This window comes from Streptomyces sp. S6, from assembly GCF_054880855.1.
In genome coordinates this window covers 24,643-47,414 of the sequence record NZ_JBTYMC010000018.1, presented here as the reverse complement: position 1 = coordinate 47,414, position 22,772 = coordinate 24,643, and the positions used below count along the sequence as shown (strand labels likewise).

The 22,772-nt window shown below is 68.1% G+C and carries 20 protein-coding genes, 3 tRNA genes and 1 pseudogene; 20 read left to right on the top strand and 4 right to left on the bottom strand.

What is annotated here, in order from left to right:
* A pseudogene (locus tag ACVNF4_RS04660) lies at positions 1 to 176 on the bottom strand (hydrolase); the annotation flags it as partial.
* A 247-nt stretch (positions 177 to 423) separates the two neighbouring features.
* Here ACVNF4_RS04660 and ACVNF4_RS04655 point away from each other — a divergent pair.
* The 6 genes from ACVNF4_RS04655 (at position 424) to ACVNF4_RS04630 (ending at position 3,050) form a co-directional block, all read left to right on the top strand.
* A tRNA-Thr gene (locus ACVNF4_RS04655) sits at positions 424 to 496 on the top strand.
* A gap of 46 nt (positions 497 to 542) precedes the next feature.
* Positions 543 to 615 (top strand) — tRNA-Met (locus ACVNF4_RS04650).
* 89 nt (positions 616 to 704) lie between these two features.
* A complete protein-coding gene (gene rpmG / locus ACVNF4_RS04645) occupies positions 705 to 869 on the top strand; it encodes a 50S ribosomal protein L33 (RefSeq protein ID WP_003948671.1) in 165 nt (54 codons plus the stop codon).
* A gap of 103 nt (positions 870 to 972) precedes the next feature.
* Complete coding sequence (locus ACVNF4_RS04640) at positions 973 to 1,428, top strand: FAS1-like dehydratase domain-containing protein (RefSeq protein ID WP_461801357.1); 456 nt, start codon at positions 973 to 975, stop codon at positions 1,426 to 1,428.
* An 8-nt stretch (positions 1,429 to 1,436) separates the two neighbouring features.
* Positions 1,437 to 1,865: a MaoC family dehydratase gene (locus ACVNF4_RS04635; protein ID WP_461801356.1), complete on the top strand. Its 429-nt coding sequence runs from the start codon at positions 1,437 to 1,439 to the stop codon at positions 1,863 to 1,865.
* 129 nt (positions 1,866 to 1,994) lie between these two features.
* A complete protein-coding gene (locus ACVNF4_RS04630; protein ID WP_461801355.1) occupies positions 1,995 to 3,050 on the top strand; it encodes a UDP-N-acetylmuramate dehydrogenase in 1,056 nt (351 codons plus the stop codon).
* Positions 3,051 to 3,071: 21 nt separating this feature from the next.
* Here the strand turns inward: ACVNF4_RS04630 and ACVNF4_RS04625 are convergent, their stop codons facing one another.
* Positions 3,072 to 3,704 (bottom strand): NAD(P)-dependent oxidoreductase, encoded by a 633-nt coding sequence (locus ACVNF4_RS04625; RefSeq protein WP_461801354.1) that lies wholly within the window; start codon positions 3,702 to 3,704, stop codon positions 3,072 to 3,074.
* Positions 3,705 to 3,814: 110 nt separating this feature from the next.
* Here ACVNF4_RS04625 and ACVNF4_RS04620 point away from each other — a divergent pair, with 110 nt between their 5' ends.
* Both ACVNF4_RS04620 and ACVNF4_RS04615 read left to right on the top strand, forming a co-directional pair.
* Positions 3,815 to 4,465 (top strand): TetR/AcrR family transcriptional regulator, encoded by a 651-nt coding sequence (locus tag ACVNF4_RS04620; RefSeq protein ID WP_461801353.1) that lies wholly within the window; start codon positions 3,815 to 3,817, stop codon positions 4,463 to 4,465.
* Between the two features lie 24 nt (positions 4,466 to 4,489).
* Positions 4,490 to 5,173 (top strand): hypothetical protein, encoded by a 684-nt coding sequence (locus ACVNF4_RS04615; RefSeq protein WP_461801352.1) that lies wholly within the window; start codon positions 4,490 to 4,492, stop codon positions 5,171 to 5,173.
* Here the strand turns inward: ACVNF4_RS04615 and ACVNF4_RS04610 are convergent.
* Together ACVNF4_RS04610 and ACVNF4_RS04605 are read right to left on the bottom strand one after the other, a co-directional pair.
* Positions 5,118 to 6,158 (bottom strand): adenosine deaminase, encoded by a 1,041-nt coding sequence (locus ACVNF4_RS04610; protein ID WP_461801351.1) that lies wholly within the window; start codon positions 6,156 to 6,158, stop codon positions 5,118 to 5,120. The genes ACVNF4_RS04615 and ACVNF4_RS04610 overlap by 56 nt on opposite strands.
* Positions 6,159 to 6,280: 122 nt before the next feature.
* Entirely contained in the window at positions 6,281 to 7,504 is a 1,224-nt protein-coding gene (locus ACVNF4_RS04605; protein WP_461801350.1) for a pyridoxal phosphate-dependent aminotransferase, read from the bottom strand.
* Between the two features lie 238 nt (positions 7,505 to 7,742).
* Between ACVNF4_RS04605 and ACVNF4_RS04600 the strand changes: the two genes are divergently transcribed.
* The 12 genes from ACVNF4_RS04600 to ACVNF4_RS04545 all read left to right on the top strand — a co-directional run bounded on the left by ACVNF4_RS04600 (position 7,743) and on the right by ACVNF4_RS04545 (position 22,502).
* Positions 7,743 to 7,815: transfer RNA gene (locus tag ACVNF4_RS04600), tRNA-Trp, on the top strand.
* 109 nt (positions 7,816 to 7,924) lie between these two features.
* The gene (gene secE / locus ACVNF4_RS04595; protein WP_461801349.1) at positions 7,925 to 8,212 is read left to right on the top strand and encodes a preprotein translocase subunit SecE; all 288 of its coding nucleotides are present in this window, start codon (positions 7,925 to 7,927) and stop codon (positions 8,210 to 8,212) included.
* An 82-nt stretch (positions 8,213 to 8,294) separates the two neighbouring features.
* Positions 8,295 to 9,167 (top strand): transcription termination/antitermination protein NusG, encoded by an 873-nt coding sequence (gene nusG / locus ACVNF4_RS04590; protein WP_461801348.1) that lies wholly within the window; start codon positions 8,295 to 8,297, stop codon positions 9,165 to 9,167.
* A gap of 168 nt (positions 9,168 to 9,335) precedes the next feature.
* Positions 9,336 to 9,770, top strand: coding sequence for a 50S ribosomal protein L11 (rplK, locus tag ACVNF4_RS04585; protein WP_355869241.1), 435 nt, complete (start codon positions 9,336 to 9,338; stop codon positions 9,768 to 9,770).
* Between the two features lie 81 nt (positions 9,771 to 9,851).
* Entirely contained in the window at positions 9,852 to 10,577 is a 726-nt protein-coding gene (gene rplA, locus ACVNF4_RS04580; RefSeq protein WP_461801347.1) for a 50S ribosomal protein L1, read from the top strand.
* Positions 10,578 to 10,676: 99 nt separating this feature from the next.
* The gene (locus ACVNF4_RS04575) at positions 10,677 to 11,456 is read left to right on the top strand and encodes a LolA-like protein (RefSeq protein WP_461801346.1); all 780 of its coding nucleotides are present in this window, start codon (positions 10,677 to 10,679) and stop codon (positions 11,454 to 11,456) included.
* Positions 11,457 to 11,557: 101 nt separating this feature from the next.
* Positions 11,558 to 12,448 (top strand): hypothetical protein, encoded by an 891-nt coding sequence (locus ACVNF4_RS04570; RefSeq protein ID WP_461801345.1) that lies wholly within the window; start codon positions 11,558 to 11,560, stop codon positions 12,446 to 12,448.
* A 297-nt stretch (positions 12,449 to 12,745) separates the two neighbouring features.
* Positions 12,746 to 13,276, top strand: a complete 531-nt coding sequence (rplJ, locus tag ACVNF4_RS04565) for a 50S ribosomal protein L10 (protein ID WP_461801344.1) — start codon at positions 12,746 to 12,748, stop codon at positions 13,274 to 13,276.
* Between the two features lie 123 nt (positions 13,277 to 13,399).
* Complete coding sequence (rplL, locus tag ACVNF4_RS04560) at positions 13,400 to 13,783, top strand: 50S ribosomal protein L7/L12 (protein ID WP_461801343.1); 384 nt, start codon at positions 13,400 to 13,402, stop codon at positions 13,781 to 13,783.
* A 551-nt stretch (positions 13,784 to 14,334) separates the two neighbouring features.
* Positions 14,335 to 17,820 carry a DNA-directed RNA polymerase subunit beta gene (rpoB, locus tag ACVNF4_RS04555; protein WP_461801342.1) on the top strand — a complete coding sequence of 1,162 codons (3,486 nt, stop codon included), beginning with the start codon at positions 14,335 to 14,337 and terminating at the stop codon, positions 17,818 to 17,820.
* A gap of 94 nt (positions 17,821 to 17,914) precedes the next feature.
* Positions 17,915 to 21,814: a DNA-directed RNA polymerase subunit beta' gene (locus ACVNF4_RS04550; protein WP_461801341.1), complete on the top strand. Its 3,900-nt coding sequence runs from the start codon at positions 17,915 to 17,917 to the stop codon at positions 21,812 to 21,814.
* A gap of 199 nt (positions 21,815 to 22,013) precedes the next feature.
* The gene (locus ACVNF4_RS04545; protein WP_461801340.1) at positions 22,014 to 22,502 is read left to right on the top strand and encodes a DUF1707 and DUF4190 domain-containing protein; all 489 of its coding nucleotides are present in this window, start codon (positions 22,014 to 22,016) and stop codon (positions 22,500 to 22,502) included.
* The last annotated feature ends 270 nt before the right edge of the window (positions 22,503 to 22,772 follow it).

The window sequence follows — 22,772 nt, the reverse complement described above, 5'->3', positions numbered from 1 at the left end:
GTGGGCGCCACGGCCAGGCTGCCCGCCGTGCCGACCGCCTCGATCCGCCCGCCCCCGAGCCGTACGTCCACGGTCCTGCCGTCGGTGAGCCTGGCCCCGCACAGCAGGAGGGCCGACGGGTCCTGCCGGCCACCGGAGGACGGCGACGGGGACGGCTGCGGCTGACTGTCGGTCATCGCGCTCCAGAGGTTCGGGGACGACGAAGGGACCCCCGGTCCGGGGGCGGGAAGATCACACAGAGTGAGTCGAGCCTAGGGCGGCCGTACGACGGTGTCAGCGAGGGACGGAATAGTCGTACCGGTGTGGTCCGTCGTGGCACAGGGGCCTTCGGGGCCCCTGTGAGAGGCCTGAATCCGGGCCCGCACAGGGCTGGACAACGGATTTGGGTGAACGCCCGAGGAGCGTGTAATGTCTTCCTCGCTCGCCCCAATAGCTCAGTCGGTAGAGCGTCTCCATGGTAAGGAGAAGGTCTACGGTTCGATTCCGTATTGGGGCTCTGGTGAGAGAAGTTCCCGCTGCATGGCGGGAACAGATCTCATCACAGCGGTGTAGCTCAGTCGGTAGAGCAAGCGGCTCATAATCGCTGTGTCACCGGTTCAAGTCCGGTCACCGCTACGAGCAGTAGCCGATTGTGGGGTCGGTCCTCCAGTCGGCTACTCTTTTATGCGTTCAACTATCCCATCCGTCCGTCAAGGAGCACTCACGTGGCTGCCACCGACGTCCGCCCGAAGATCACGCTGGCCTGCGTGGAGTGCAAGGAGCGGAACTACATCACCAAGAAGAACCGGCGTAACAACCCGGACCGACTGGAGATGAAGAAGCACTGCCCGCGCTGCAACGCGCACACTGCGCACCGCGAAACGCGCTGAATCAGGCTCGTACATGAGGCCGTCCCCGAGAGATCGGGGGCGGCCTCATGTCGTTCACGCAGGCAGTACCGGTCAGTAGAACAACGAGAGAGGTGCCGGGGCCATGGCGCTCGACCAGTCCTTCGTGGGGCGGAGTTACCCGCCCACCGCGCCCTACGAGGTGGGCCGGGAGAAGATCCGCGAGTTCGCCGTGGCGGTCGGTGACGACCACCCCGCGTACACGGACCCCGAGGCCGCGAAGGCGCTCGGCCACCCCGACGTGATCGCCCCGCCGACCTTCGTGTTCTCCATCACCTTCAAGGCCGCGGGCCAGGTCATCGAGGACCCGCAGCTGGGCCTCGACTACAGCCGCGTCGTGCACGGCGACCAGAAGTTCGCCTACGTCCGCCCCGTGCGCGCGGGCGACCGGCTGAGCGTCGTCAGCACCATCGAGAACATCAAGTCGATGGCCGGCAACGACATCCTGGACATCCGCGGCGAGGTCTTCGACGAGGCCGGAGAGCACGTCGTGACCGCCTGGACCAAGCTCGTGGCCCGCGCGGTCGCCGAGGAGGCGTGAGGAATCCCATGACGGCGAAGATCTCCTACGACGACGTCGAGGTCGGCACCGAGCTGCCCGCCCGCTCCTTCCCCGTGACCCGCGCCACGCTCGTGCGCTACGCGGGCGCCTCCGGCGACTTCAACCCGATCCACTGGAACGAGAAGTTCGCCAAGGAGGTCGGCCTCCCGGACGTCATCGCGCACGGCATGTTCACCATGGCCGAGGCGGTCCGCGTCGTCACCGACTGGACCGGCGACCCCGGCGCGATCGTCGACTACGGCGTCCGCTTCACCAAGCCGGTCGTCGTCCCGAATGACGACGAGGGCGCCCTCATCGAGGTCACCGCCAAGGTCGGCGCCAAGCTCGACGACAACACCGTCCGCGTCGACCTCACCGTCATGAGCGCCGGCCTGAAGGTCCTGGGCATGTCCCGGGCGGTCGTCCGCCTGGCCTGAGGCACACAACCCGCGACACCGGCACGCGCGCGTACGACGATGTAAGGGGCGTTCTCCATTGCGAGGCGCCCCTTACACATGGGCACGAGCCGCCCGGCGTTGTCAGTGCCGTCTCGTAGGCTTGGCCGCGTGCTCGAACTTCAGGACGCCCCGCTCGCCCCGCTGACCACGTTCCGGCTCGGCGGCCCCGCCTCCCGCCTGGTGACCGCGACCACCGACGCCGAGGTGATCGAGGCCGTGCGCGAGGCGGACGCCGCCGGGACGCCGCTGCTGATCGTCGGCGGCGGCTCCAACCTCGTCGTCGGCGACAAGGGCTTCGAGGGCACGGCCCTGCGGATCGCCACGCGCGGCGTGGAGCTGAGCGGGACGACGCTGGAGCTGGCCGCGGGCGAGGTGTGGACCGACGCCGTCGCCCGCGCGGTGGAGGCCGGGCTCGCCGGGATCGAGTGCCTCGCCGGGATCCCGGGCTCAGCGGGTGCGACGCCGATCCAGAACGTCGGGGCGTACGGCCAGGAGGTCGCCTCGACGATCACCGAGGTCGTCGCCTACGACCGGCGCGCGGGGGAGACGGTCACGCTGTCGGGCGCCGAGTGCGCCTTCTCCTACCGGCACAGCCGCTTCAAGGACGACCCCGCGCGGTACGTCGTCCTGCGCGTCCGGTTCGGGCTGGAGGACGCGGGCGGGATGTCGGCGCCCGTGAAGTACGTGGAGACCGCGCGGGCGCTCGGTGTCGAGGTGGGGGAGCGGGTCGCGCTCGACGCCGCGCGGGAGACGGTGCTGAAGCTCCGCGCGGGCAAGGGGATGGTGCTGGACGCCGAGGACCACGACACCTGGTCCGCCGGGTCGTTCTTCACCAACCCGATCCTCACGGACGCCGAGTTCGCCGCGTTCCACGCGCGCGTGGGGGAGCGGCTCGGGGAGGGCACCGAACCGCCCGCCTACCCGGCGGGGGAGGGCCACACCAAGACGTCCGCGGCCTGGCTCATCGACAAGGCCGGCTTCACCAAGGGCTACGGCACCGGCCCCGCCCGCCTCTCCACCAAGCACACCCTCGCCCTCACCAACCGAGGCACCGCCACCACCGAGGACCTCCTCGCCCTGGCCCGCGAGGTCGTCACCGGCGTGGAGCAGGCGTTCGGCGTACGGCTGGTGAACGAGCCGGTGATGGTGGGCGTGAGCTTGTAGGGAGACAGGGGTACCCCCCCTTCAGTACGCCACCCCCACCCCCTGCTTCACCGTCCCCGCCTCCCCCACCATCCCCAGCATTGCGTGCGCCACGTCCGCCCGCCCCATGAACCGCCCCGCGCGCGGGAACCCCCCGATCACCTGGCGGTAGACGCCCGTGACGGGCTTGTCCTGGAGGCGGGGCGGGCGGACGAACGTCCAGTCGGTCGCGCTGCGGGCGACCTCCGCCTCGGTCTGGCGCAGGTCGGTGTAGATGTCCTTGAGGGCCGCGGAGACCAGGCCCCGGACGGCCCGGTCCAGCAGCCCGTCGTTCTCCGGGGCGGGCCCCACGGGAGCGGCGGTGACCAGGACCAGGCGCCGGACGCCGGCCGCCTCCATGGCGGACAGAGCCGTGCGGGTCAGGCGGGTGGTGATGCCGGCGTCCTTGCGGGTGCGGGCGCCGAGGCCGGAGAGGACGGCGTCGCTGCCGGCCAGCGCGGGGCGCAGGGCCCCGGGGTCGGTGAGGTCGGCGCGGAAGACCTCCAGACGGGCGCCGGTGACGGTCAGCCGGGCGGGGTCGCGGACGACGGCGGTGACGTCGTGGCCCGCGTCGAGGGCCTGGCGGACGAGTTCCGTGCCGATGCCTCCGGTGGCTCCCAGGACGGTGAGTTTCATGACGGACTCCCAGCGGAAGAAGAGGTGAGTGAGTACTCACTCACCTTGCCTTCTTCTAGAGTGGGTAAGCAATCACTCACCCGTCAAGTCCCTAAGCCGAACGGAGCCCCATGGAACCCAGGCCCACCCGAGCACGCATCCTCGACGCCGCCCACGACCTGATGCGGACGGTCGGTCTCGGCCGGACCACCACCAAGGAGATCGCCAAGGCGGCCGGGTGCTCCGAAGCGGCCCTCTACAAGCACTTCGACAGCAAGGAGGACCTGTTCGTCCAGGTCCTCATGGAACGCCTCCCGAAGCTGACCCCCCTCCTCGGCAGCCTCGCCGCGGAGCCCGGCCGGGGCACGCTGGAGGAGAACCTCACCGAGATCGCCCACCAGGCGGCCCTCTTCTACGACGAGAGCTTCCCGATCGCCGCGTCCCTCTACGCCGAGAACAGCCTCAAGCGACGGCACGACGCGGTGATGCGCGAGAAGGGCGCCGGCCCGCACGTCCCCATCGACCTCCTCGCCGCCTACCTCCGCGCCGAACAGGCCCTCGGCCGCATCGCCCCCACCGCCGACACCTTCGCCGCCGCCTCCCTCCTCCTCGGCGCCTGCGCGCAGCGCGCCTTCGCCTACGAAGCCGTCGACACCCGCCCCGACACGGCGACGTTCGCCGCACGCCTGGCTCGCACGCTCCTGACAGGCATCACGCAACCCGCCCCAACTCCCGCCCCCGCCAACGGAATTCCCGTTGCACAGCCCCCGGTCGAACCGTGACCCTGGCCGCATGAGGCACCCCCTATGCGCCTGAGACTCACCGAGTTCCGCCCCCGCACCGGCCCGCACACCCATCGAGTGGTCCGCCCCCGCACCCCCCTGCGGCACACCTCGCTGTACGCCCCGGACCCCTACGGAGTGCTCTGCGGAGACCACGACGGGCTGAACCAGCTCGCGGGCCTGTTCTCCTTCGCCGCCTACTCCCGGCACACGATCGTCCACATCCCCCTGCGGGAAGGCGTTCCGCCGAACTGGGGAACGGGCGAACCGGTGGACCTCCTGCTGATCCCCGACTCCTACGGCCTGCGCCCCTCCGGCTGGCCCGACCTGCGCCGAAAGCTGCGGCAGGGCACCCCGCTGACCGTCCGGACCGACGAGCGGCGCACCGCGCGGGACGCGGAACGGTCGTACCGGTCACGGCGGGAACCGGAGCTGAGACAGGTCACGCACGCGCGGACGTGCATCCTGACCGGCGGCAGGGACGCCTTCGCCGAGATGGCGACCGAGTTCGCCTACACGGCCGGCTGGGGACCCCGGCAGAAGGGCGTGGCCCAGGGGAAACCGGTCTGCATGACGCACATCCTCGGATCGAGAGGCGACCGCGAACCCGAGATCGGCATCTGCTTCCAGGCGTATCCCCCTTACGCCCACTTCAGACGACCGGGCTCCCGATCCAGTCGTCGACCCCCGCCAGCAGCTTCACCCTGACGTCCTCCGGCGCGGCCGACCCCCGGATCGACTGCCGGGCCAGCTCCGCCAGTTCCTCGTCCGTGAAGCCGTGGTGCAGGCGGGCGATCTCGTACTGTGCGGCGAGGCGGGAGCCGAAGAGGAGGGGGTCGTCGGCGCCGAGGGCCATGGGGACGCCGGCGTCGTACAGGGTCCGCAGCGGGACGTCCTCGGGCTTCTCGTAGACGCCGAGGGCAACGTTGGACGCCGGGCAGACCTCGCAGGTGATGCCCCGCTCCGCGAGCCGCTTCAGCAGGCGGGGGTCCTCGGCCGCGCGGACGCCGTGGCCGATCCGGGAGGCGTGGAGGTCGTCCAGGCAGTCGCGGACGGAGGAGGGGCCGGTCAGCTCACCGCCGTGTGGCGCCGCCAGCAGCCCGCCCTCGCGGGCGATCGCGAACGCCCGGTCGAAGTCCCGGGCCATCCCGCGCCGCTCGTCGTTGGAGAGCCCGAAGCCGACGACACCGTGGTCGGCGTACCGGACGGCCAGCCGGGCCAGCGTCCGCGCGTCCAGCGGGTGCTTCATCCGGTTCGCCGCGACCAGCACCCGCATCCCGAGCCCGGTGTCGCGAGCCGTCGTCTCCACCGCGTCGAGGATGATCTCCAGCGCCGGGATCAGCCCGCCCAGCCGGGGCGCGTACGACGTCGGGTCGACCTGGATCTCCAGCCACCCGGAGCCGTCCCGGACGTCCTCCTCGGCGGCCTCCCGCACCAGCCGCCGGATGTCGTCGGGCTCCCGCAGGCACGAGCGCGCCGCGTCGTACAGCCGCTGGAAGCGGAACCAGCCCCGCTCGTCCGTCGCCCTCAGCTGCGGCGGCTCCCCGCTGGTCAGCGCCTCGGTGAGGGCCTCCGGCAGCCGCACGCCGTACTTGTCGGCCAGCTCCAGGACGGTCGCGGGCCGCATCGAACCGGTGAAGTGCAGGTGCAGATGGGCCTTGGGGAGTTGAGAGAGATCACGTACATGCGCCATTGGCCGATACTGCCGTATGCGGGTGAGAGGCGGGTAGTCGGTTCCCTGAACGTGGGTTTGCTCGCACAAAAAAACGGGCCAGCCCACTCAGAACGAGTGACCTGGCCCGCACGGGCAACGCCCTACTTCGCCTCGCCCAGCAGCTTCTGCACCCGCGAGACACCCTCGACCAGGTCTTCGTCCCCCAGCGCGTACGACAGCCGCAGGTACCCCGGCGTCCCGAACGCCTCACCGGGGACGACCGCGACCTCGGCCTCCTCCAGGATCAGCTCGGCCAGCTCCACCGAGGTGGCGGGGCGCTTGCCGCGGATCTCCTTGCCGAGCAGCTCCTTCACCGACGGGTACGCGTAGAACGCGCCCTCGGGCTCCGGGCAGAACACGCCGTCGATCTCGTTGAGCATCCGCACGATGGTCCGGCGCCGCCGGTCGAACGCGACCTTCATCTCGTCGACGGCCGACAGGTCCCCGGAGACCGCCGCGAGCGCGGCCACCTGGGCGACATTGGAGACGTTGGACGTGGCGTGCGACTGGAGGTTCGTCGCGGCCTTGACGACGTCCTTGGGCCCGATGACCCAGCCGACCCGCCAGCCGGTCATGGCGTACGTCTTGGCGACGCCGTTGACGACGATGGTCTTGTCGGCCAGCTCCGGGACGACGACCGGGAGGGAATGGAACTCGGCGTCGCCGTACACGAGGTGCTCGTAGATCTCGTCCGTCAGCACCCACAGCCCGTGCTCGGCGGCCCAGCGGCCGATCTCCTCGACCTGCTCGCGGGAGTACACCGCGCCGGTCGGGTTCGAGGGGGAGACGAAGAGCAGGACCTTCGTGTTCGCGGTCCGGGCCGCCTCCAGCTGCTCGACGGAGACGCGGTAGCCGGTCGTCTCGTCGGCGACGACCTCCACCGGGACACCGCCGGCCAGCCGGATCGACTCCGGGTAGGTCGTCCAGTACGGGGCCGGGACGATGACCTCGTCACCCGGGTCGAGGATCGCGGCGAACGCCTCGTAGATGGCCTGCTTGCCGCCGTTGGTCACGAGGACCTGCGAGGCGTCCACCTCGTAGCCGGAGTCGCGCAGGGTCTTCGCGGCGATCGCGGCCTTCAGCTCGGGCAGGCCGCCCGCCGGGGTGTACCGGTGGTACTTCGGGTTCTTGCACGCCTCGACGGCCGCTTCGACGATGTAGTCGGGCGTCGGGAAGTCGGGCTCACCCGCGCCGAAACCGATCACCGGACGCCCGGCGGCCTTCAGGGCCTTCGCCTTGGCGTCCACGGCGAGGGTCGCGGACTCGGAGATCGCGCCGATGCGGGCCGAGACCCGGCGTTCGGTGGGAGAGGTTGCAGCGCTCATGCGGCACATGTTTTCAGACCCGGAACACCGGAGGCATACCGGTTTCACGGACTGGTCAACCCGGGATGGCGCCGGTGTGAACCGACGGAACATCAGACTGAATCCGATCAAGAGCGCTTCGCGTTCGACGCACGGCCCCTGAGCACGTACACTCATCCGTCGTTGGCCCTCAACAGCCGTGCCGAAGTCGGTGCACACCAAGCACCCGGCTGGATACGGTAGGTTGAGGAGCAGACAAAGGGTCGTAGCTCAATTGGTAGAGCACTGGTCTCCAAAACCAGCGGTTGGGGGTTCAAGTCCCTCCGGCCCTGCTTCACACTTCCGAAATCGGAATGTGTGCGCAGGTACATACAGCACTGCACCGTCGTGCGGCTCAGACCGGGCGCGGCACGGCCACGACCCGGGAACAGGTGAGGACGAATGGCGGATGCCGTGGGCTCCATCGATACGCCTGATGCCCAGGACGAAGCGCCTGAGAGCAAGAAGAAGACCCGCAAGGGCGGCAAGCGGGCCAAGAGAGGCCCGCTGAAGCGTCTGGCCCTCTTCTACCGCCAGATCGTCGCCGAGCTGCGCAAGGTAGTCTGGCCGACGCGCAACCAGCTCACCACCTACACCACTGTGGTGATCGTCTTCGTGGTCATCATGATCGGTCTGGTCACGGTGATCGACTACGGCCTCAGCCACGCCGCCAAGTACGTCTTCGGCTGATGCCGACCAGCGAAGGGCGCCGAGGAAACCGGCGCCCCTTTCGCATGTTCCACCCCTATGCAACCCAGGAAGAAGCAGCCACGTGTCTGACCAGAACCTGAACGACGACCGCGAAGCTGCCGAGACCGTCGAGTCCCTCGACGACGAGCTCGACATCGTCGAGGGCGCGGACGAGGACCTGGACGAGGTCGAGGCTGCCGACGCCGAGGCGGGCGAGCCCGCCGAAGAGGACGCCGTCCACCTCGAAGAGTCCGAAGAAGAGGATGACTCCGAAGAGGACGAGTCCGAGGACGACGAAGAGGCCGACGCCGAGGAAGAGGCCGAGCCGGCCGAGCCCGTCGACCCGGTCGAGGCCCTCCGCGAGGAGCTCCGCACCCTCCCCGGCGAGTGGTACGTCATCCACACCTACGCCGGGTACGAGAACCGCGTGAAGACCAACCTGGAGCAGCGCGCCGTCTCGCTCAACGTCGAGGACTTCATCTTCCAGGCCGAGGTGCCTCAGGAAGAGGTCGCCCAGATCAAGAACGGCGAGCGTAAGACGGTCCGGCAGAACAAGCTCCCGGGCTACGTCCTCGTCCGGATGGACCTCACCAACGAGTCCTGGGGTGTCGTCCGCAACACCCCCGGTGTCACCGGCTTCGTCGGCAACGCCTACGACCCCTACCCGCTGACGCTGGACGAGATCGTCAAGATGCTCGCGCCCGAGGCGGAGGAGAAGGCGGCCCGTGAGGCGGCCGAGGCCGAGGGCAAGCCGGCGCCGTCGCGCAAGGTCGAGGTCCAGGTGCTGGACTTCGAGGTGGGCGACTCGGTGACGGTGACGGACGGTCCGTTCGCGACCCTCCAGGCCACGATCAACGAGATCAACGCCGACTCCAAGAAGGTCAAGGGGCTCGTGGAGATCTTCGGGCGCGAGACGCCCGTCGAGCTGTCCTTCGACCAGATCCAGAAGAACTAGCTCCTTCTGGAACAAACGCTTCCGAGCAGGTCAGGCAGGCCCTCGTGGCTTGTCTGACCTGCTCGGTTTTTGGCCGCACACCTATACCCGCTATCGTTGTGCGGTATGCCTGCGTCCGGGTGATTCCCGGAGGCGGGCAGGACCCGAATCGAAAGGACCCGGAGAGCTATGCCTCCCAAGAAGAAGAAGGTCACGGGGCTCATCAAGCTCCAGATCAACGCCGGTGCGGCGAACCCCGCCCCGCCGGTCGGCCCCGCGCTCGGTCAGCACGGCGTCAACATCATGGAGTTCTGCAAGGCGTACAACGCCGCGACCGAGTCGCAGCGTGGCTGGGTCATCCCGGTGGAGATCACGGTCTACGAGGACCGTTCCTTCACCTTCGTGACCAAGACGCCGCCGGCCGCCAAGATGATCCTCAAGGCCGCGGGCATCGAGAAGGGCTCCGGCGAGCCGCACAAGACCAAGGTCGCCAAGATCACCGAGGCGCAGGTCCGCGAGATCGCCACGACCAAGCTCCCCGACCTGAACGCGAACGACCTGGACGCCGCGGCGAAGATCATCGCCGGTACCGCGCGTTCCATGGGCGTCGTCGTCGAGGGCTGAGTCCCACCCCCCTTCCCGAGCAGTTCAGTGGGAGGGCCTGCTCGGCCCTGACCACGACTCCAGAACCTCACAGGAGCAGTAATGAGCAAGCGCAGCAAGGCCCTTCGCGCTGCGGACGCCAAGGTCGACCGGGAGAAGCTGTACGCCCCGCTCGAAGCCGTCCGTCTCGCCAAGGAGACCTCCACCTCGAAGTTCGACGGAACCGTCGAGGTCGCCTTCCGCCTGGGTGTCGACCCGCGCAAGGCCGACCAGATGGTCCGTGGCACCGTGAACCTGCCGCACGGCACCGGTAAGACCGCCCGGGTCCTGGTCTTCGCGACCGGTGACCGTGCAGCTGCCGCGGAAGCCGCGGGCGCCGACATCGTCGGCTCCGACGAACTGATCGACGAGGTTGCCAAGGGCCGCCTGGACTTCGACGCCGTCGTCGCCACCCCGGACCTCATGGGCAAGGTCGGCCGCCTCGGCCGCGTGCTCGGTCCGCGTGGTCTGATGCCGAACCCGAAGACCGGCACCGTCACCCCGGACGTGGCCAAGGCCGTCACGGACATCAAGGGCGGCAAGATCGAGTTCCGCGTCGACAAGCACTCGAACCTGCACTTCATCATCGGCAAGACGTCCTTCGAGGACGAGAAGCTGGTGGAGAACTACGCCGCGGCGCTGGAAGAGATCACGCGTCTCAAGCCGTCCGCCGCGAAGGGTCGTTACATCAAGAAGGCCGCGATCAGCACCACGATCGGCCCCGGCATTCAGCTCGACCCGAACCGCACTCGCAACCTCCTCGTCGAGGAGGACCCGGCCGCGCTCTGAGCCTCACCGCTCACCTCGTGACCGGCGACGGGCCCCACACCTCAGGGTGTGGGGCCCGTTCCCTTTTTCGGCGCGCGGAAGCTGGGTTACCGTGCGGGAATGAAGCGGGCGGGGATCTGGGCGGCGGCGGTGGCGGTGCTGGTGGGGACGGTCGCCTGTACGCAGTCCGGCGACGGCTCCCGGGCGCCCGGACCGCTGACGGCCCTGCGCGGCGCCGAGCGCTCCACCCGGGAGGCGCACTCCGCGCGGGTCGAGTCGAGCACGGAGATGGGCGAGCTGATGTCCCTGACGGCCGAGGGCGCCGTCTCCTGGTCCGGCGGCCTGACGGGGACGCTGGTCCTCACCTACACCGGCGGCAGCGTCGCGAAGACCATGCGAGCGGCCGGCACCCCCTCCACCGAGGCCCGCTACCTGCCGGACGCCTACTACGCCCGCCTCGGCACCCGGCTCGCCGCGCAGGTCGGGGGACGGCACTGGGTGCGGTACGGGTACGACGACCTGGCGCGGCTCCCGGGAGGCGCCGGGAGCTACATCCAGGACCAGCTGCGGCACACGGCGCCGAACCGGTCGGTGAAGCTGCTGCTGGACTCGAAGGACGTGCGTGAGGTGGGCCGGGAGACCGTGCGGGGGCGCCGGACGACGCACTACTCGGGGTCCGTGGACTCGGACGCGTCGAACGTGACGACCGAGCGGGTGGACGTCTGGGTGGACGAGCGGAACCTGCTGGTGAAGAAGGTGGAGAGGGGCGTCACCGCGAACGGGGCGTACAGCCAGACCGCGTACTACAGCGAGTACGGCACGAAGGTGGCCGCGCGGCGGCCGGCGGCGGCGGACACGGCGGAGTTCTCGGAGCTGGTGCGGGAACTCTCGCGCAGCTGAAAACGTCGGGGACAGTAAAGGGAGCCTCGGGCTATGGTTCTTCACGGATAAACCAAATACGGGGGAGCCGGGGGAGGCCCCTGAGGATTGTGGGGGGATTTGTGAACGTCCGAAGGAAGACCGCCGCCGCTGGAGTGACCGCTCTGGTCCTGACCGGCGCCGTGGCCTGCGGGAACGGCTCGGACACCGTGGAGCGGACGGCCGCGCAGGTGCTGACGGCGTCGTTCAAGAAGACGGCGGACGCGAAGTCGGCCAAGGTCAGCATGACGATGACCATGCCGAAGAGCGCCGGGATCGGCGGCGACGTGACGATGACCGGCGTCATGGGCTGGGACCCGACCGTGATGGACATGACGGTGAAGGGCTCCGCGCTCGCCGCCCAGCCGGGCGGGCCGGAGAGCGTGCGCACGATCATGCGCGACAACGTCATGTACATGGACATGGGCGCGAAGGCCGCCGCCGAGATGGACGGCAAGCGGTGGATGAAGCTCGACCTGAAGGCGGCGGCCGAGGCCACCGGGGACAAGGCGCTCCAGAAGCAGTTGACTCCCGGCCTGGACGAGATGAACCAGGACCCCCGCCAGCAGATAGCCCTGCTCCTCGACTCGCCGAACCTCAAGCACATCGGCAGCGAGAAGGTCGACGGCACCGAAGCGGACCACTACAAGGGCACGCTGACGGTCAAGGAGGCCCTGGCGGCGAACAAGTCGCTGGACGTGATGGACTCCGCGGACCGCAAGAAGATGCTGGACGCCATCGAGAAGTCCGGCGTCAAGGGCTACGACATCGACGTCTGGGTCAACAAGGACGACCTGCCGGTCCGGATGGACATGGTCATGGATTCCCCCAAGGGCGCCCTCAAGGTCGGCATGAAGTACTCGGACTACGGAGCGAAGGCCCAGGTCACGGCGCCGCCCGCAGCCGAGGTCTTCGACCTGGCCGAGATGCTCAAGGGCCTCGGCAAGGAGTCGGGGGGCGTCCCGGCTGCCTGAGCCGAGGTCGCTCCTGATCGTCGTACGACCGGATTTGCCCCGTGGCGATCCGGTCGCGTACTCTCGCAGGGAAGCCAAAGACCGCTGGTCGTTGCCGTGTGTCCGTCAGGGCGTGCGGTGGCCGAAGGATCCGCTGATTGCGGACGACCCGCGCAGGTGACTGTGGAAGTTGCTCCTGGATTCGGTCCGCCCACGGATCTGGTCCGGTAGAGCTACGCCCCGTGCGCCTGCGCCGGGGCGTTTCGTTTTCCCCAGCCCCTTCCGAGCGGTCTCATCACCCGGAAGGAGGCCACGCTCATGGCAAGGCCCGACAAGGCTGCCGCGGTAGCTGAGCTCGCGGACCAGTTCCGTAGCTCGAACGCCGCTGTGCTGACCGAGTACCGGGGTCTCACCGTGGCGCAGCTCAAGACGCTGCGCCGTTCGCTCGGTGACGACGCCCAGTACGCCGTGGTGAAGAACACGCTGACCAAGATTGCGGCCAACGAGGCCGGGATCTCGACGCTCGACGACCTGTTCAACGGTCCGACGGCGGTCGCCTTCATCACCGGTGACCCGGTGACGTCGGCGAAGGGTCTTCGTGACTTCGCCAAGGACAACCCGAACCTCGTCATCAAGGGCGGTGTCCTTGACGGCAAGGCGCTGTCCGCCGACGAGATCAAGAAGCTTGCGGACCTTGAGTCCCGCGAGGTTCTGCTCTCCAAGCTGGCCGGTGCCATGAAGGGCAAGCAGTCCCAGGCTGCCTCCCTCTTCCAGGCGCTGCCGTCGAAGCTCGTCCGCACCGTGGACGCGCTGCGCGCCAAGCACGAAGAGCAGGGCGGTGCCGAGTAACTCGGCTCGCATCATGACCGCCGCGTAGCGCTCCGCCGCAGCACGACGGTCGTAGCGGGCCGAACGCCCGCCAGACACATACATCCGGCACCTGCCGATCTAGAAGTGGAAGGAGCAGCCACCATGGCGCTCACCCAGGACGAACTGCTTGCCGAGTTCGAGGGCATGACCCTGATCCAGCTCTCCGAGTTCGTGAAGGCGTTCGAGGAGAAGTTCGACGTCACCGCCGCCGCGGCCGCCCCGGTCGTCGTCGCGGGTGGCGTGGCCGGCGGCGCCGCTGAGGCCGTCGAGGAGAAGGACGAGTTCGACGTCATCCTCACCGGTGCCGGCGACAAGAAGATCCAGGTCATCAAGGTCGTGCGCGAGCTCACCTCCCTGGGCCTCAAGGAGGCCAAGGACCTGGTCGACGGTGCGCCGAAGGCCGTCGTCGAGAAGGTCAACAAGGAAGCCGCTGACAAGGCGAAGGAAGCCCTTGAGGGTGCCGGCGCCTCGGTCGAGGTCAAGTAAGACCTTCCAGGTCTGAGATGCCCGTGAAAAACGGCCTCCAGGGGCTGTAACGCGAGCACCGCGAAGAGCGATCATCCATCCGGGTGGTCGCTCTTCGGCGTTCCTGGGAGCGCGGCCACGGTTGCCTTGAACCCCTGTTCACGGGGGGTATGGTGATCTTCGTCGTGTCTGCGGACACCCTCTGTTCGGGCGGGGGGCTCTTGACGAACAGCACGCAGCGCGCAATTCTCAGGACGCGTCGTCACAACGATCCGAATCCGAGGCATGGATCGACGGCGAAGAGGGCAGGATGACCGTGCGTTGAAGGCAGCGCGCCGAGGACTGTGAGTGACGACGAGGGCTGTTGAAAATCGGGGCTGGACATCAGTGTGCCAAGTGGCTACACTGTCCCTTTGCGCTGCCTGTTAGCTATCCCCTGCCCGTCACCAGGGGTCTGCCCTCACTTGAGCATCAGCGACTGAAACGGCCCTGAGCTGGGACTTTCGTCGTTTGTGCGCGGGGGAGGGGCCGGGAAGCGCGTAGTGAGTCCGAGCCCTCGGAAGGACCCCCTCTTGGCCGCCTCGCGCACCGCCTCGACCGCGAATACGAACAACGCCGCCAGCACTGCCCCGCTGCGCATCTCTTTTGCAAAGATCCGGGAGCCTCTTGAGGTTCCGAACCTGCTCGCGCTCCAGACCGAGAGCTTCGACTGGCTGCTCGGCAACACCGCCTGGCAGAGTCGCGTCGAGGCGGCTCTGGAGTCGGGTCAGGACGTCCCCACCAAGTCCGGTCTGGAGGAGATCTTCGAGGAGATCTCCCCGATCGAGGACTTCTCCGGGTCGATGTCGCTGACCTTCCGCGACCACCGCTTCGAGCCGCCGAAGAACAGCATCGACGAGTGCAAGGAGCGCGACTTCACGTTCGCCGCGCCGCTCTTCGTCACCGCCGAGTTCACCAACAACGAGACCGGCGAGATCAAGTCCCAGACGGTCTTCATGGGCGACTTCCCGCTCATGACGGGCAAGGGCACCTTCGTCATCAACGGCACCGAGCGTGTCGTCGTGTCGCAGCTCGTGCGCTCGCCGGGTGTCTACTTCGACTCCTCCATCGACAAGACGTCCGACAAGGACATCTTCTCCGCCAAGATCATCCCGTCCCGGGGTGCCTGGCTGGAGATGGAGATCGACAAGCGCGACATGGTCGGTGTCCGCATCGACCGCAAGCGCAAGCAGTCCGTGACCGTCCTCCTCAAGGCCCTCGGCTACACCACCGAGCAGATCCTGGAGGAGTTCGGCGAGTACGAGTCCATGCGCGCCACCCTGGAGAAGGACCACACCCAGGGCCAGGACGACGCGCTGCTCGACATCTACCGCAAGCTGCGTCCGGGCGAGCCGCCGACCCGTGAGGCCGCGCAGACGCTGCTGGAGAACCTCTACTTCAACCCGAAGCGCTACGACCTCGCGAAGGTCGGCCGCTACAAGGTGAACAAGAAGCTCGCCGCGGACGCGCCGCTCGACGCCGGTGTGCTGACCGTCGAGGACGTCATCGCGACGATCAAGTACCTCGTCAAGCTGCACGCGGGCGAGACCGAGACGGTCGGCGACAGCGGTCAGACGATCGTCGTCGAGACCGACGACATCGACCACTTCGGCAACCGCCGTCTGCGTTCGGTCGGTGAGCTGATCCAGAACCAGGTCCGTACGGGTCTCGCCCGTATGGAGCGCGTCGTGCGCGAGCGCATGACCACCCAGGACGTCGAGGCGATCACGCCGCAGACCCTGATCAACATCCGGCCGGTCGTCGCCTCCATCAAGGAGTTCTTCGGCACCAGCCAGCTGTCGCAGTTCATGGACCAGAACAACCCGCTGTCGGGTCTCACCCACAAGCGCCGTCTGTCGGCCCTCGGCCCGGGTGGTCTCTCCCGTGAGCGGGCCGGCTTCGAGGTCCGTGACGTGCACCCCTCGCACTACGGCCGCATGTGCCCGATCGAGACCCCCGAAGGCCCGAACATCGGTCTGATCGGCTCGCTCGCCTCCTACGGCCGCGTCAACGCGTTCGGTTTCGTCGAGACCCCGTACCGCAAGGTCGTCGAGGGTGTCGTCACCGACGACGTCGACTACCTGACCGCCGACGAGGAGGACCGGTTCGTCATCGCGCAGGCCAACGCCGGCCTCGGTGACGACATGCGGTTCACCGAGAACCGCGTGCTGGTCCGCCGTCGTGGCGGCGAGATCGACTACATCGCCGGTGACGACGTCGACTACATGGACGTCTCGCCGCGCCAGATGGTGTCAGTCGCGACCGCGATGATCCCGTTCCTTGAGCACGACGACGCCAACCGTGCCCTCATGGGCGCGAACATGATGCGCCAGGCCGTCCCGCTCATCAAGAGCGAGGCCCCGCTCGTCGGCACCGGCATGGAGTACCGCTCCGCCGTCGACGCCGGTGACGTCGTCAAGGCCGAGAAGCCCGGTGTCGTCCAGGAAGTCTCCGCGGACTACATCACCACCGCGAACGACGACGGCACGTACATCACGTACCGCCTGCACAAGTTCTCGCGCTCCAACCAGGGCACCTCGGTCAACCAGAAGGTCATCGTCGACGAGGGCGACCGGATCATCACCGGCCAGGTCCTGGCCGACGGTCCGGCCACCGAGAACGGCGAGATGGCGCTCGGCAAGAACCTGCTCGTCGCGTTCATGCCGTGGGAGGGCCACAACTACGAGGACGCGATCATCCTGTCGCAGCGCCTCGTCCAGGACGACGTCCTCTCCTCGATCCACATCGAGGAGCACGAGGTCGACGCCCGTGACACCAAGCTGGGCCCCGAGGAGATCACCCGGGACATCCCGAACGTCTCCGAGGAGGTCCTCGCCGATCTCGACGAGCGCGGCATCATCCGCATCGGTGCCGAGGTCGTCGCCGGTGACATCCTGGTCGGCAAGGTCACGCCCAAGGGTGAGACCGAGCTGACGCCGGAGGAGCGGCTGCTGCGCGCGATCTTCGGTGAGAAGGCCCGTGAGGTCCGTGACACCTCGCTGAAGGTGCCGCACGGCGAGATCGGCAAGATCATCGGCGTCCGCGTCTTCGACCGCGAGGAGGGGGACGAGCTTCCCCCGGGCGTCAACCAGCTGGTGCGCGTCTACGTCGCGCAGAAGCGCAAGATCACCGACGGTGACAAGCTCGCCGGCCGGCACGGCAACAAGGGTGTCATCTCCAAGATCCTGCCGATCGAGGACATGCCGTTCCTGGAGGACGGCACCCCGGTCGACATCATCCTCAACCCCCTGGGTGTGCCGTCCCGAATGAACCCGGGACAGGTCCTGGAGATCCACCTCGGCTGGCTCGCCAGCCGCGGCTGGGACGTCTCCGGGCTCGGCGAGGAGTGGGCGCAGCGCCTCCAGGTGATCGGCGCCGACCAGGTCGCCGCCGGCACCAACGTCGCCACCCCGGTCTTCGACGGTGCCCGTGAGGACGAGCTCGCGGGTCTGCTGAACCACACCATCCCGAACCGCGACGGCAACCGCATGGTGCAGCCGACCGGTAAGGCGAGGCTGTTCGACGGCCGCTCCGGTGAGCCGTTCCCGGACCCGATCTCCATCGGGTACATGTACATCCTCAAGCTCCACCACCTGGTCGACGACAAGCTGCACGCCCGCTCGACCGGTCCGTACTCGATGATCACCCAGCAGCCGCTGGGTGGTAAGGCCCAGTTCGGTGGCCAGCGATTCGGCGAGATGGAGGTGTGGGCGCTGGAGGCTTACGGCGCCGCGTACGCCCTCCAGGAGCTGCTGACCATCAAGTCCGACGACGTCACCGGCCGCGTGAAGGTCTACGAGGCCATCGTCAAGGGCGAGAACATCCCCGAGCCCGGCATCCCCGAGTCCTTCAAGGTGCTCATCAAGGAGATGCAGTCCCTGTGCCTCAACGTGGAGGTGCTGTCCTCGGACGGCATGTCCATCGAGATGCGCGACACCGACGAGGACGTCTTCCGCGCTGCGGAAGAGCTCGGCATCGACCTGTCGCGGCGCGAGCCGAGCAGCGTCGAAGAGGTCTGACGGGAGTCCGGCCGGGTTCCGCGTGAACCCGGCCGGCCCCAGGACCCCCGTTTCAGACCCCATGACTTACAACCCTGAGAGGGATTGACGCATAGTGCTCGACGTCAACTTCTTCGACGAGCTTCGGATCGGCCTGGCCACCGCGGACGACATCCGTCAGTGGAGCCACGGCGAGGTCAAGAAGCCCGAGACGATCAACTACCGCACCCTGAAGCCGGAAAAGGACGGGCTCTTCTGCGAGAAGATCTTCGGCCCCACCCGGGACTGGGAGTGCTACTGCGGCAAGTACAAGCGCGTCCGCTTCAAGGGCATCATCTGTGAGCGCTGTGGCGTCGAGGTCACCCGCGCCAAGGTGCGCCGTGAGCGGATGGGCCACATCGAGCTGGCCGCCCCCGTCACCCACATCTGGTACTTCAAGGGCGTCCCGTCGCGCCTCGGGTACCTGCTCGACCTCGCCCCGAAGGACCTGGAGAAGGTCATCTACTTCGCGGCGTACATGATCACGTACGTCGACGACGAGCGCCGTACCCGCGACCTGCCCTCCCTGGAGGCGCACGTCTCGGTCGAGCGCCAGCAGATCGAGAACCGCCGCGACGCCGACCTGGAGTCCCGCGCCAAGAAGCTGGAAGGCGACCTGGCCGAGCTGGAGGCCGAGGGCGCCAAGTCCGACGTCCGCCGCAAGGTCCGCGAAGGCGCCGAGCGCGAGATGAAGCAGCTGCGCGACCGCTCGCAGCGCGAGATCGACCGCCTCGACGAGGTCTGGGCCCGGTTCAAGAACCTCAAGGTCCAGGACCTGGAGGGCGACGAGCTCCTCTACCGCGAGCTGCGCGACCGCTTCGGCACCTACTTCGACGGCTCGATGGGCGCCGCCGCGCTCCAGAAGCGCCTGGAGTCCTTCGACCTCGAAGAGGAGGCCGAGCGCCTCCGCGAGATCATCCGCACCGGCAAGGGCCAGAAGAAGACCCGTGCGCTCAAGCGCCTCAAGGTCGTCTCCGCGTTCCTCCAGACCAGCAACAGCCCCAAGGGCATGGTGCTGGACTGCGTGCCGGTCATCCCGCCGGACCTGCGTCCGATGGTGCAGCTGGACGGTGGCCGCTTCGCGACCTCCGACCTGAACGACCTGTACCGCCGTGTCATCAACCGCAACAACCGCCTGAAGCGGCTTCTCGACCTCGGTGCGCCCGAGATCATCGTGAACAACGAGAAGCGCATGCTCCAGGAGGCGGTCGACGCCCTCTTCGACAACGGCCGTCGCGGTCGCCCGGTCACGGGCCCCGGCAACCGTCCGCTGAAGTCCCTCAGCGACATGCTGAAGGGCAAGCAGGGTCGATTCCGTCAGAACCTGCTCGGCAAGCGAGTCGACTACTCGGCGCGTTCCGTCATCGTCGTCGGCCCGCAGCTCAAGCTGCACCAGTGCGGTCTGCCCAAGGCCATGGCGCTGGAGCTCTTCAAGCCGTTCGTGATGAAGCGCCTGGTGGACCTGAACCACGCGCAGAACATCAAGTCCGCGAAGCGGATGGTCGAGCGTGGCCGCACCGTCGTGTACGACGTCCTCGAAGAGGTCATCGCCGAGCACCCGGTGCTGCTGAACCGTGCGCCCACCCTGCACCGCCTCGGCATCCAGGCCTTCGAGCCGCAGCTCGTCGAGGGCAAGGCCATCCAGATCCACCCGCTCGTCTGCACCGCGTTCAACGCGGACTTCGACGGTGACCAGATGGCCGTCCACCTGCCGCTCTCCGCGGAGGCGCAGGCCGAGGCCCGCATCCTGATGCTGTCCTCGAACAACATCCTCAAGCCCGCCGACGGCCGTCCGGTGACGATGCCGACCCAGGACATGGTCCTCGGTCTGTTCTTCCTCACCACCGACGGCGAGCTGCGCGACACCAAGGGCGAGGACCGCTCCTTCTCCTCGGTGCCCGAGGCGATCATGGCGTTCGACGCCGGTGAGCTCGCGCTCCAGTCGCCGGTCGACATCCGCTTCCCGGTGGGCACCATCCCGCCGCGTGGCTGGACGCCGCCGGCGCGTGAAGAGGACGAGCCGGAGTGGCAGCAGGGTGACAGCTTCCGGCTGCGCACCACGCTGGGCCGCGCGCTCTTCAACGAGCTGCTGCCCGAGGACTACCCGTTCGTCGACTACTCGGTGGGCAAGAAGCAGCTCTCCGAGATCGTCAACGACCTCGCCGAGCGCTACCCCAAGGTGATCGTCGCCGCGACGCTGGACAACCTGAAGGCGGCCGGCTTCCACTGGGCGACCCGCTCCGGTGTCACCGTCGCCATCTCGGACGTCGTCGTCCCCGAGGCGAAGAAGGAGATCGTCGCCGGGTACGAGGCCAAGGACGAGAAGGTCCAGAAGCAGTACGAGCGCGGTCTGATCACCAAGGAAGAGCGCACGCAGGAGCTCATCCAGATCTGGACCCAGGCGACCAACGAGGTCGCCGAGGCGATGAACGCGAACTTCCCCAAGACGAACCCCATCTTCATGATGGTTGACTCGGGTGCCCGAGGAAACATGATGCAGATGCGGCAGATCGCCGGTATGCGCGGTCTGGTGTCGAACGCGAAGAACGAGACCATCCCGCGGCCCATCAAGGCGTCGTTCCGTGAGGGTCTGTCCGTGCTGGAGTACTTCATCTCCACCCACGGTGCCCGTAAGGGTCTCGCGGACACCGCCCTGCGTACCGCCGACTCGGGTTACCTGACCCGTCGTCTGGTGGACGTCTCGCAGGACGTCATCATCCGCGAGGAGGACTGCGGCACCGACCGCGGCCTCAAGCTCGCCATCGCCGAGCGCGGCGAGGACGGCGTGCTGCGCAAGACGGAGAACGTCGAGACGTCCGTCTACGCCCGGATGCTCGCCGAGGACATCACGGTCGACGGCCGTGTGCTGGCCCCGGCCAACACCGACCTCGGCGACGTCCTCATCGACGAGCTCGTCCGGCACGGCATCGAGGAGGTCAAGACCCGCTCGATCCTGACCTGCGAGTCGCACGTCGGCACCTGTGCCATGTGCTACGGCCGCTCCCTGGCCACCGGCAAGCTGGTCGACATCGGTGAGGCGGTCGGCATCATCGCCGCCCAGTCCATCGGTGAGCCCGGTACCCAGCTGACGATGCGTACCTTCCACACCGGTGGTGTGGCCGGTGACGACATCACCCAGGGTCTGCCGCGTGTCGTCGAGCTCTTCGAGGCGCGTACCCCGAAGGGTGTCGCCCCGATCTCCGAGGCCCAGGGCCGCGTGCGGATCGAGGAGACCGAGAAGACCAAGAAGATCGTCATCACGCCGGACGACGGCAGCGAGGAGACGGCGTTCCCGATCTCCAAGCGCGCTCGTCTGCTGGTCAGTGAGGGTGAGCACGTCGAGGTGGGCCAGAAGCTCACGGTCGGCGCGACGAACCCGCATGACGTGCTGCGCATCCTCGGTCAGCGCGCGGTCCAGGTCCACCTGGTCGGCGAGGTCCAGAAGGTGTACAACTCGCAGGGCGTGTCGATCCACGACAAGCACATCGAGATCATCATCCGGCAGATGCTGCGCCGGGTGACGATCATCGAGTCCGGCGACGCGGAACTCCTGCCGGGTGAGCTGGTCGAGCGGTCGAAGTTCGAGGTCGAGAACCGGCGTGTGGTCCAGGAAGGCGGTCACCCCGCCTCCGGTCGTCCGCAGCTCATGGGTATCACCAAGGCCTCGCTGGCCACGGAGTCCTGGCTGTCGGCGGCGTCCTTCCAGGAGACGACGCGAGTCCTCACGGACGCGGCGATCAACGCCAAGTCCGACTCGCTGGTCGGCCTCAAGGAGAACGTCATCATCGGTAAGCTCATCCCGGCCGGTACGGGTCTCGCCCGCTACCGCAACATCCGGGTGGAGCCGACCGAGGAGGCCAAGGCCGCGATGTACTCGGCCGTCGGCTACGACGACATCGACTACTCGCCGTTCGGCACGGGCTCCGGTCAGGCTGTGCCGCTGGAGGACTACGACTACGGTCCGTACAACCAGTAAGCGGTAGGTTCACGAGAGCGGTCACTCTTTCCGGGGTGGCCGCTCTTGTGTTTTCCGGTGCGTGGTGGTGGAACCGTGAGGCTCTGCCGGGCGTTGGGGGATGATAAGGGTAAGAAGCGAAGCAGTGCCGTCCGGGGGAGGTCCCGTGTCGTATCCGACGCCGTGGCAACCGTGGCAGCCGGCGCAGGGCCCTTCGGGGATGCAGCAGGGGATGCTGGCGTCCACCGCTGACCGGGAGCGGGCGGTGGATGTGCTGCGGGCCGGGTTCAGTGAGGGGCGGTTGCAGGCGGACGAGCTGGAGAAGCGGGTGGCTCGGGCGTATCAGGCCCGGACCGTGGGGGAGTTGACGCTGATCGTCTCGGATCTGCCGCAGGGGCCGGCGCCTGTGCAGCAGTTCGGGCCGCCGCCGCAGGGGTATGTGCCGCGGACGTTCCGGCCGATGCCGGCGCCGCCGACCAACGGGAAGGCCGTGGGGGCGTTGGTGTGCGGGGTGCTGACGACCATGACGTTCGGGTTGACCGGGATTCCCGCGGTGATTCTGGGGCACAGCGCGCGGTCGGAGATCAGCCGGACCGGTGAGGGGGGTGATGGGTACGCCATGGCCGGGATTATTTTGGGGTGGCTGTCCATCGCCGGGTGGGCTGTTTTCATGCTGTTGGCGGTGGCGCTGGCTTCCGGGTCGGGGTGAGGGGTGGGGGTGCGTGGCGGGGTGCGGGTGTGTTGTGGCTGGTCGCGCCCGCGCGGCGGTAGCCGCAGATCGATACGGCCCCGCGCCGCTGAAAGACGTGGTGCCGGTCGGTGGGTGAGTGCGGCGCCGTTGTGGTTTTGCGCCCGCGCGGCGGTAGCCGCAGATCGATACGGCCCCGCGCCCCTGAGGGACTGGGTGCTGGTTCGTGGTCGGGTGCGGGTGTGTTGTGGCTGGTCGCGCCCGCGCGGCGGTAGCCGCAGATCGATACGG

Coding starts and splice junctions, on each gene's coding strand:
- rplJ (WP_461801344.1), top strand. CDS start 12,746: ATGGCAAGGCCCGACAAGGCTGCCGCGGTAGCTGAGCTCGCGGACCAG.
- ACVNF4_RS04625 (WP_461801354.1), bottom strand. CDS start 3,704: ATGAAACTCACCGTCCTGGGAGCCACCGGAGGCATCGGCACGGAACTC.
- ACVNF4_RS04610 (WP_461801351.1), bottom strand. CDS start 6,158: ATGGCGCATGTACGTGATCTCTCTCAACTCCCCAAGGCCCATCTGCAC.
- rplL (WP_461801343.1), top strand. CDS start 13,400: ATGGCGCTCACCCAGGACGAACTGCTTGCCGAGTTCGAGGGCATGACC.
- secE (WP_461801349.1), top strand. CDS start 7,925: ATGGCGGATGCCGTGGGCTCCATCGATACGCCTGATGCCCAGGACGAA.
- rplK (WP_355869241.1), top strand. CDS start 9,336: ATGCCTCCCAAGAAGAAGAAGGTCACGGGGCTCATCAAGCTCCAGATC.
- ACVNF4_RS04605 (WP_461801350.1), bottom strand. CDS start 7,504: ATGAGCGCTGCAACCTCTCCCACCGAACGCCGGGTCTCGGCCCGCATC.
- ACVNF4_RS04635 (WP_461801356.1), top strand. CDS start 1,437: ATGACGGCGAAGATCTCCTACGACGACGTCGAGGTCGGCACCGAGCTG.
- rplA (WP_461801347.1), top strand. CDS start 9,852: ATGAGCAAGCGCAGCAAGGCCCTTCGCGCTGCGGACGCCAAGGTCGAC.
- ACVNF4_RS04575 (WP_461801346.1), top strand. CDS start 10,677: ATGAAGCGGGCGGGGATCTGGGCGGCGGCGGTGGCGGTGCTGGTGGGG.
- ACVNF4_RS04615 (WP_461801352.1), top strand. CDS start 4,490: ATGCGCCTGAGACTCACCGAGTTCCGCCCCCGCACCGGCCCGCACACC.
- ACVNF4_RS04640 (WP_461801357.1), top strand. CDS start 973: ATGGCGCTCGACCAGTCCTTCGTGGGGCGGAGTTACCCGCCCACCGCG.
- ACVNF4_RS04545 (WP_461801340.1), top strand. CDS start 22,014: ATGCAGCAGGGGATGCTGGCGTCCACCGCTGACCGGGAGCGGGCGGTG.
- ACVNF4_RS04620 (WP_461801353.1), top strand. CDS start 3,815: ATGGAACCCAGGCCCACCCGAGCACGCATCCTCGACGCCGCCCACGAC.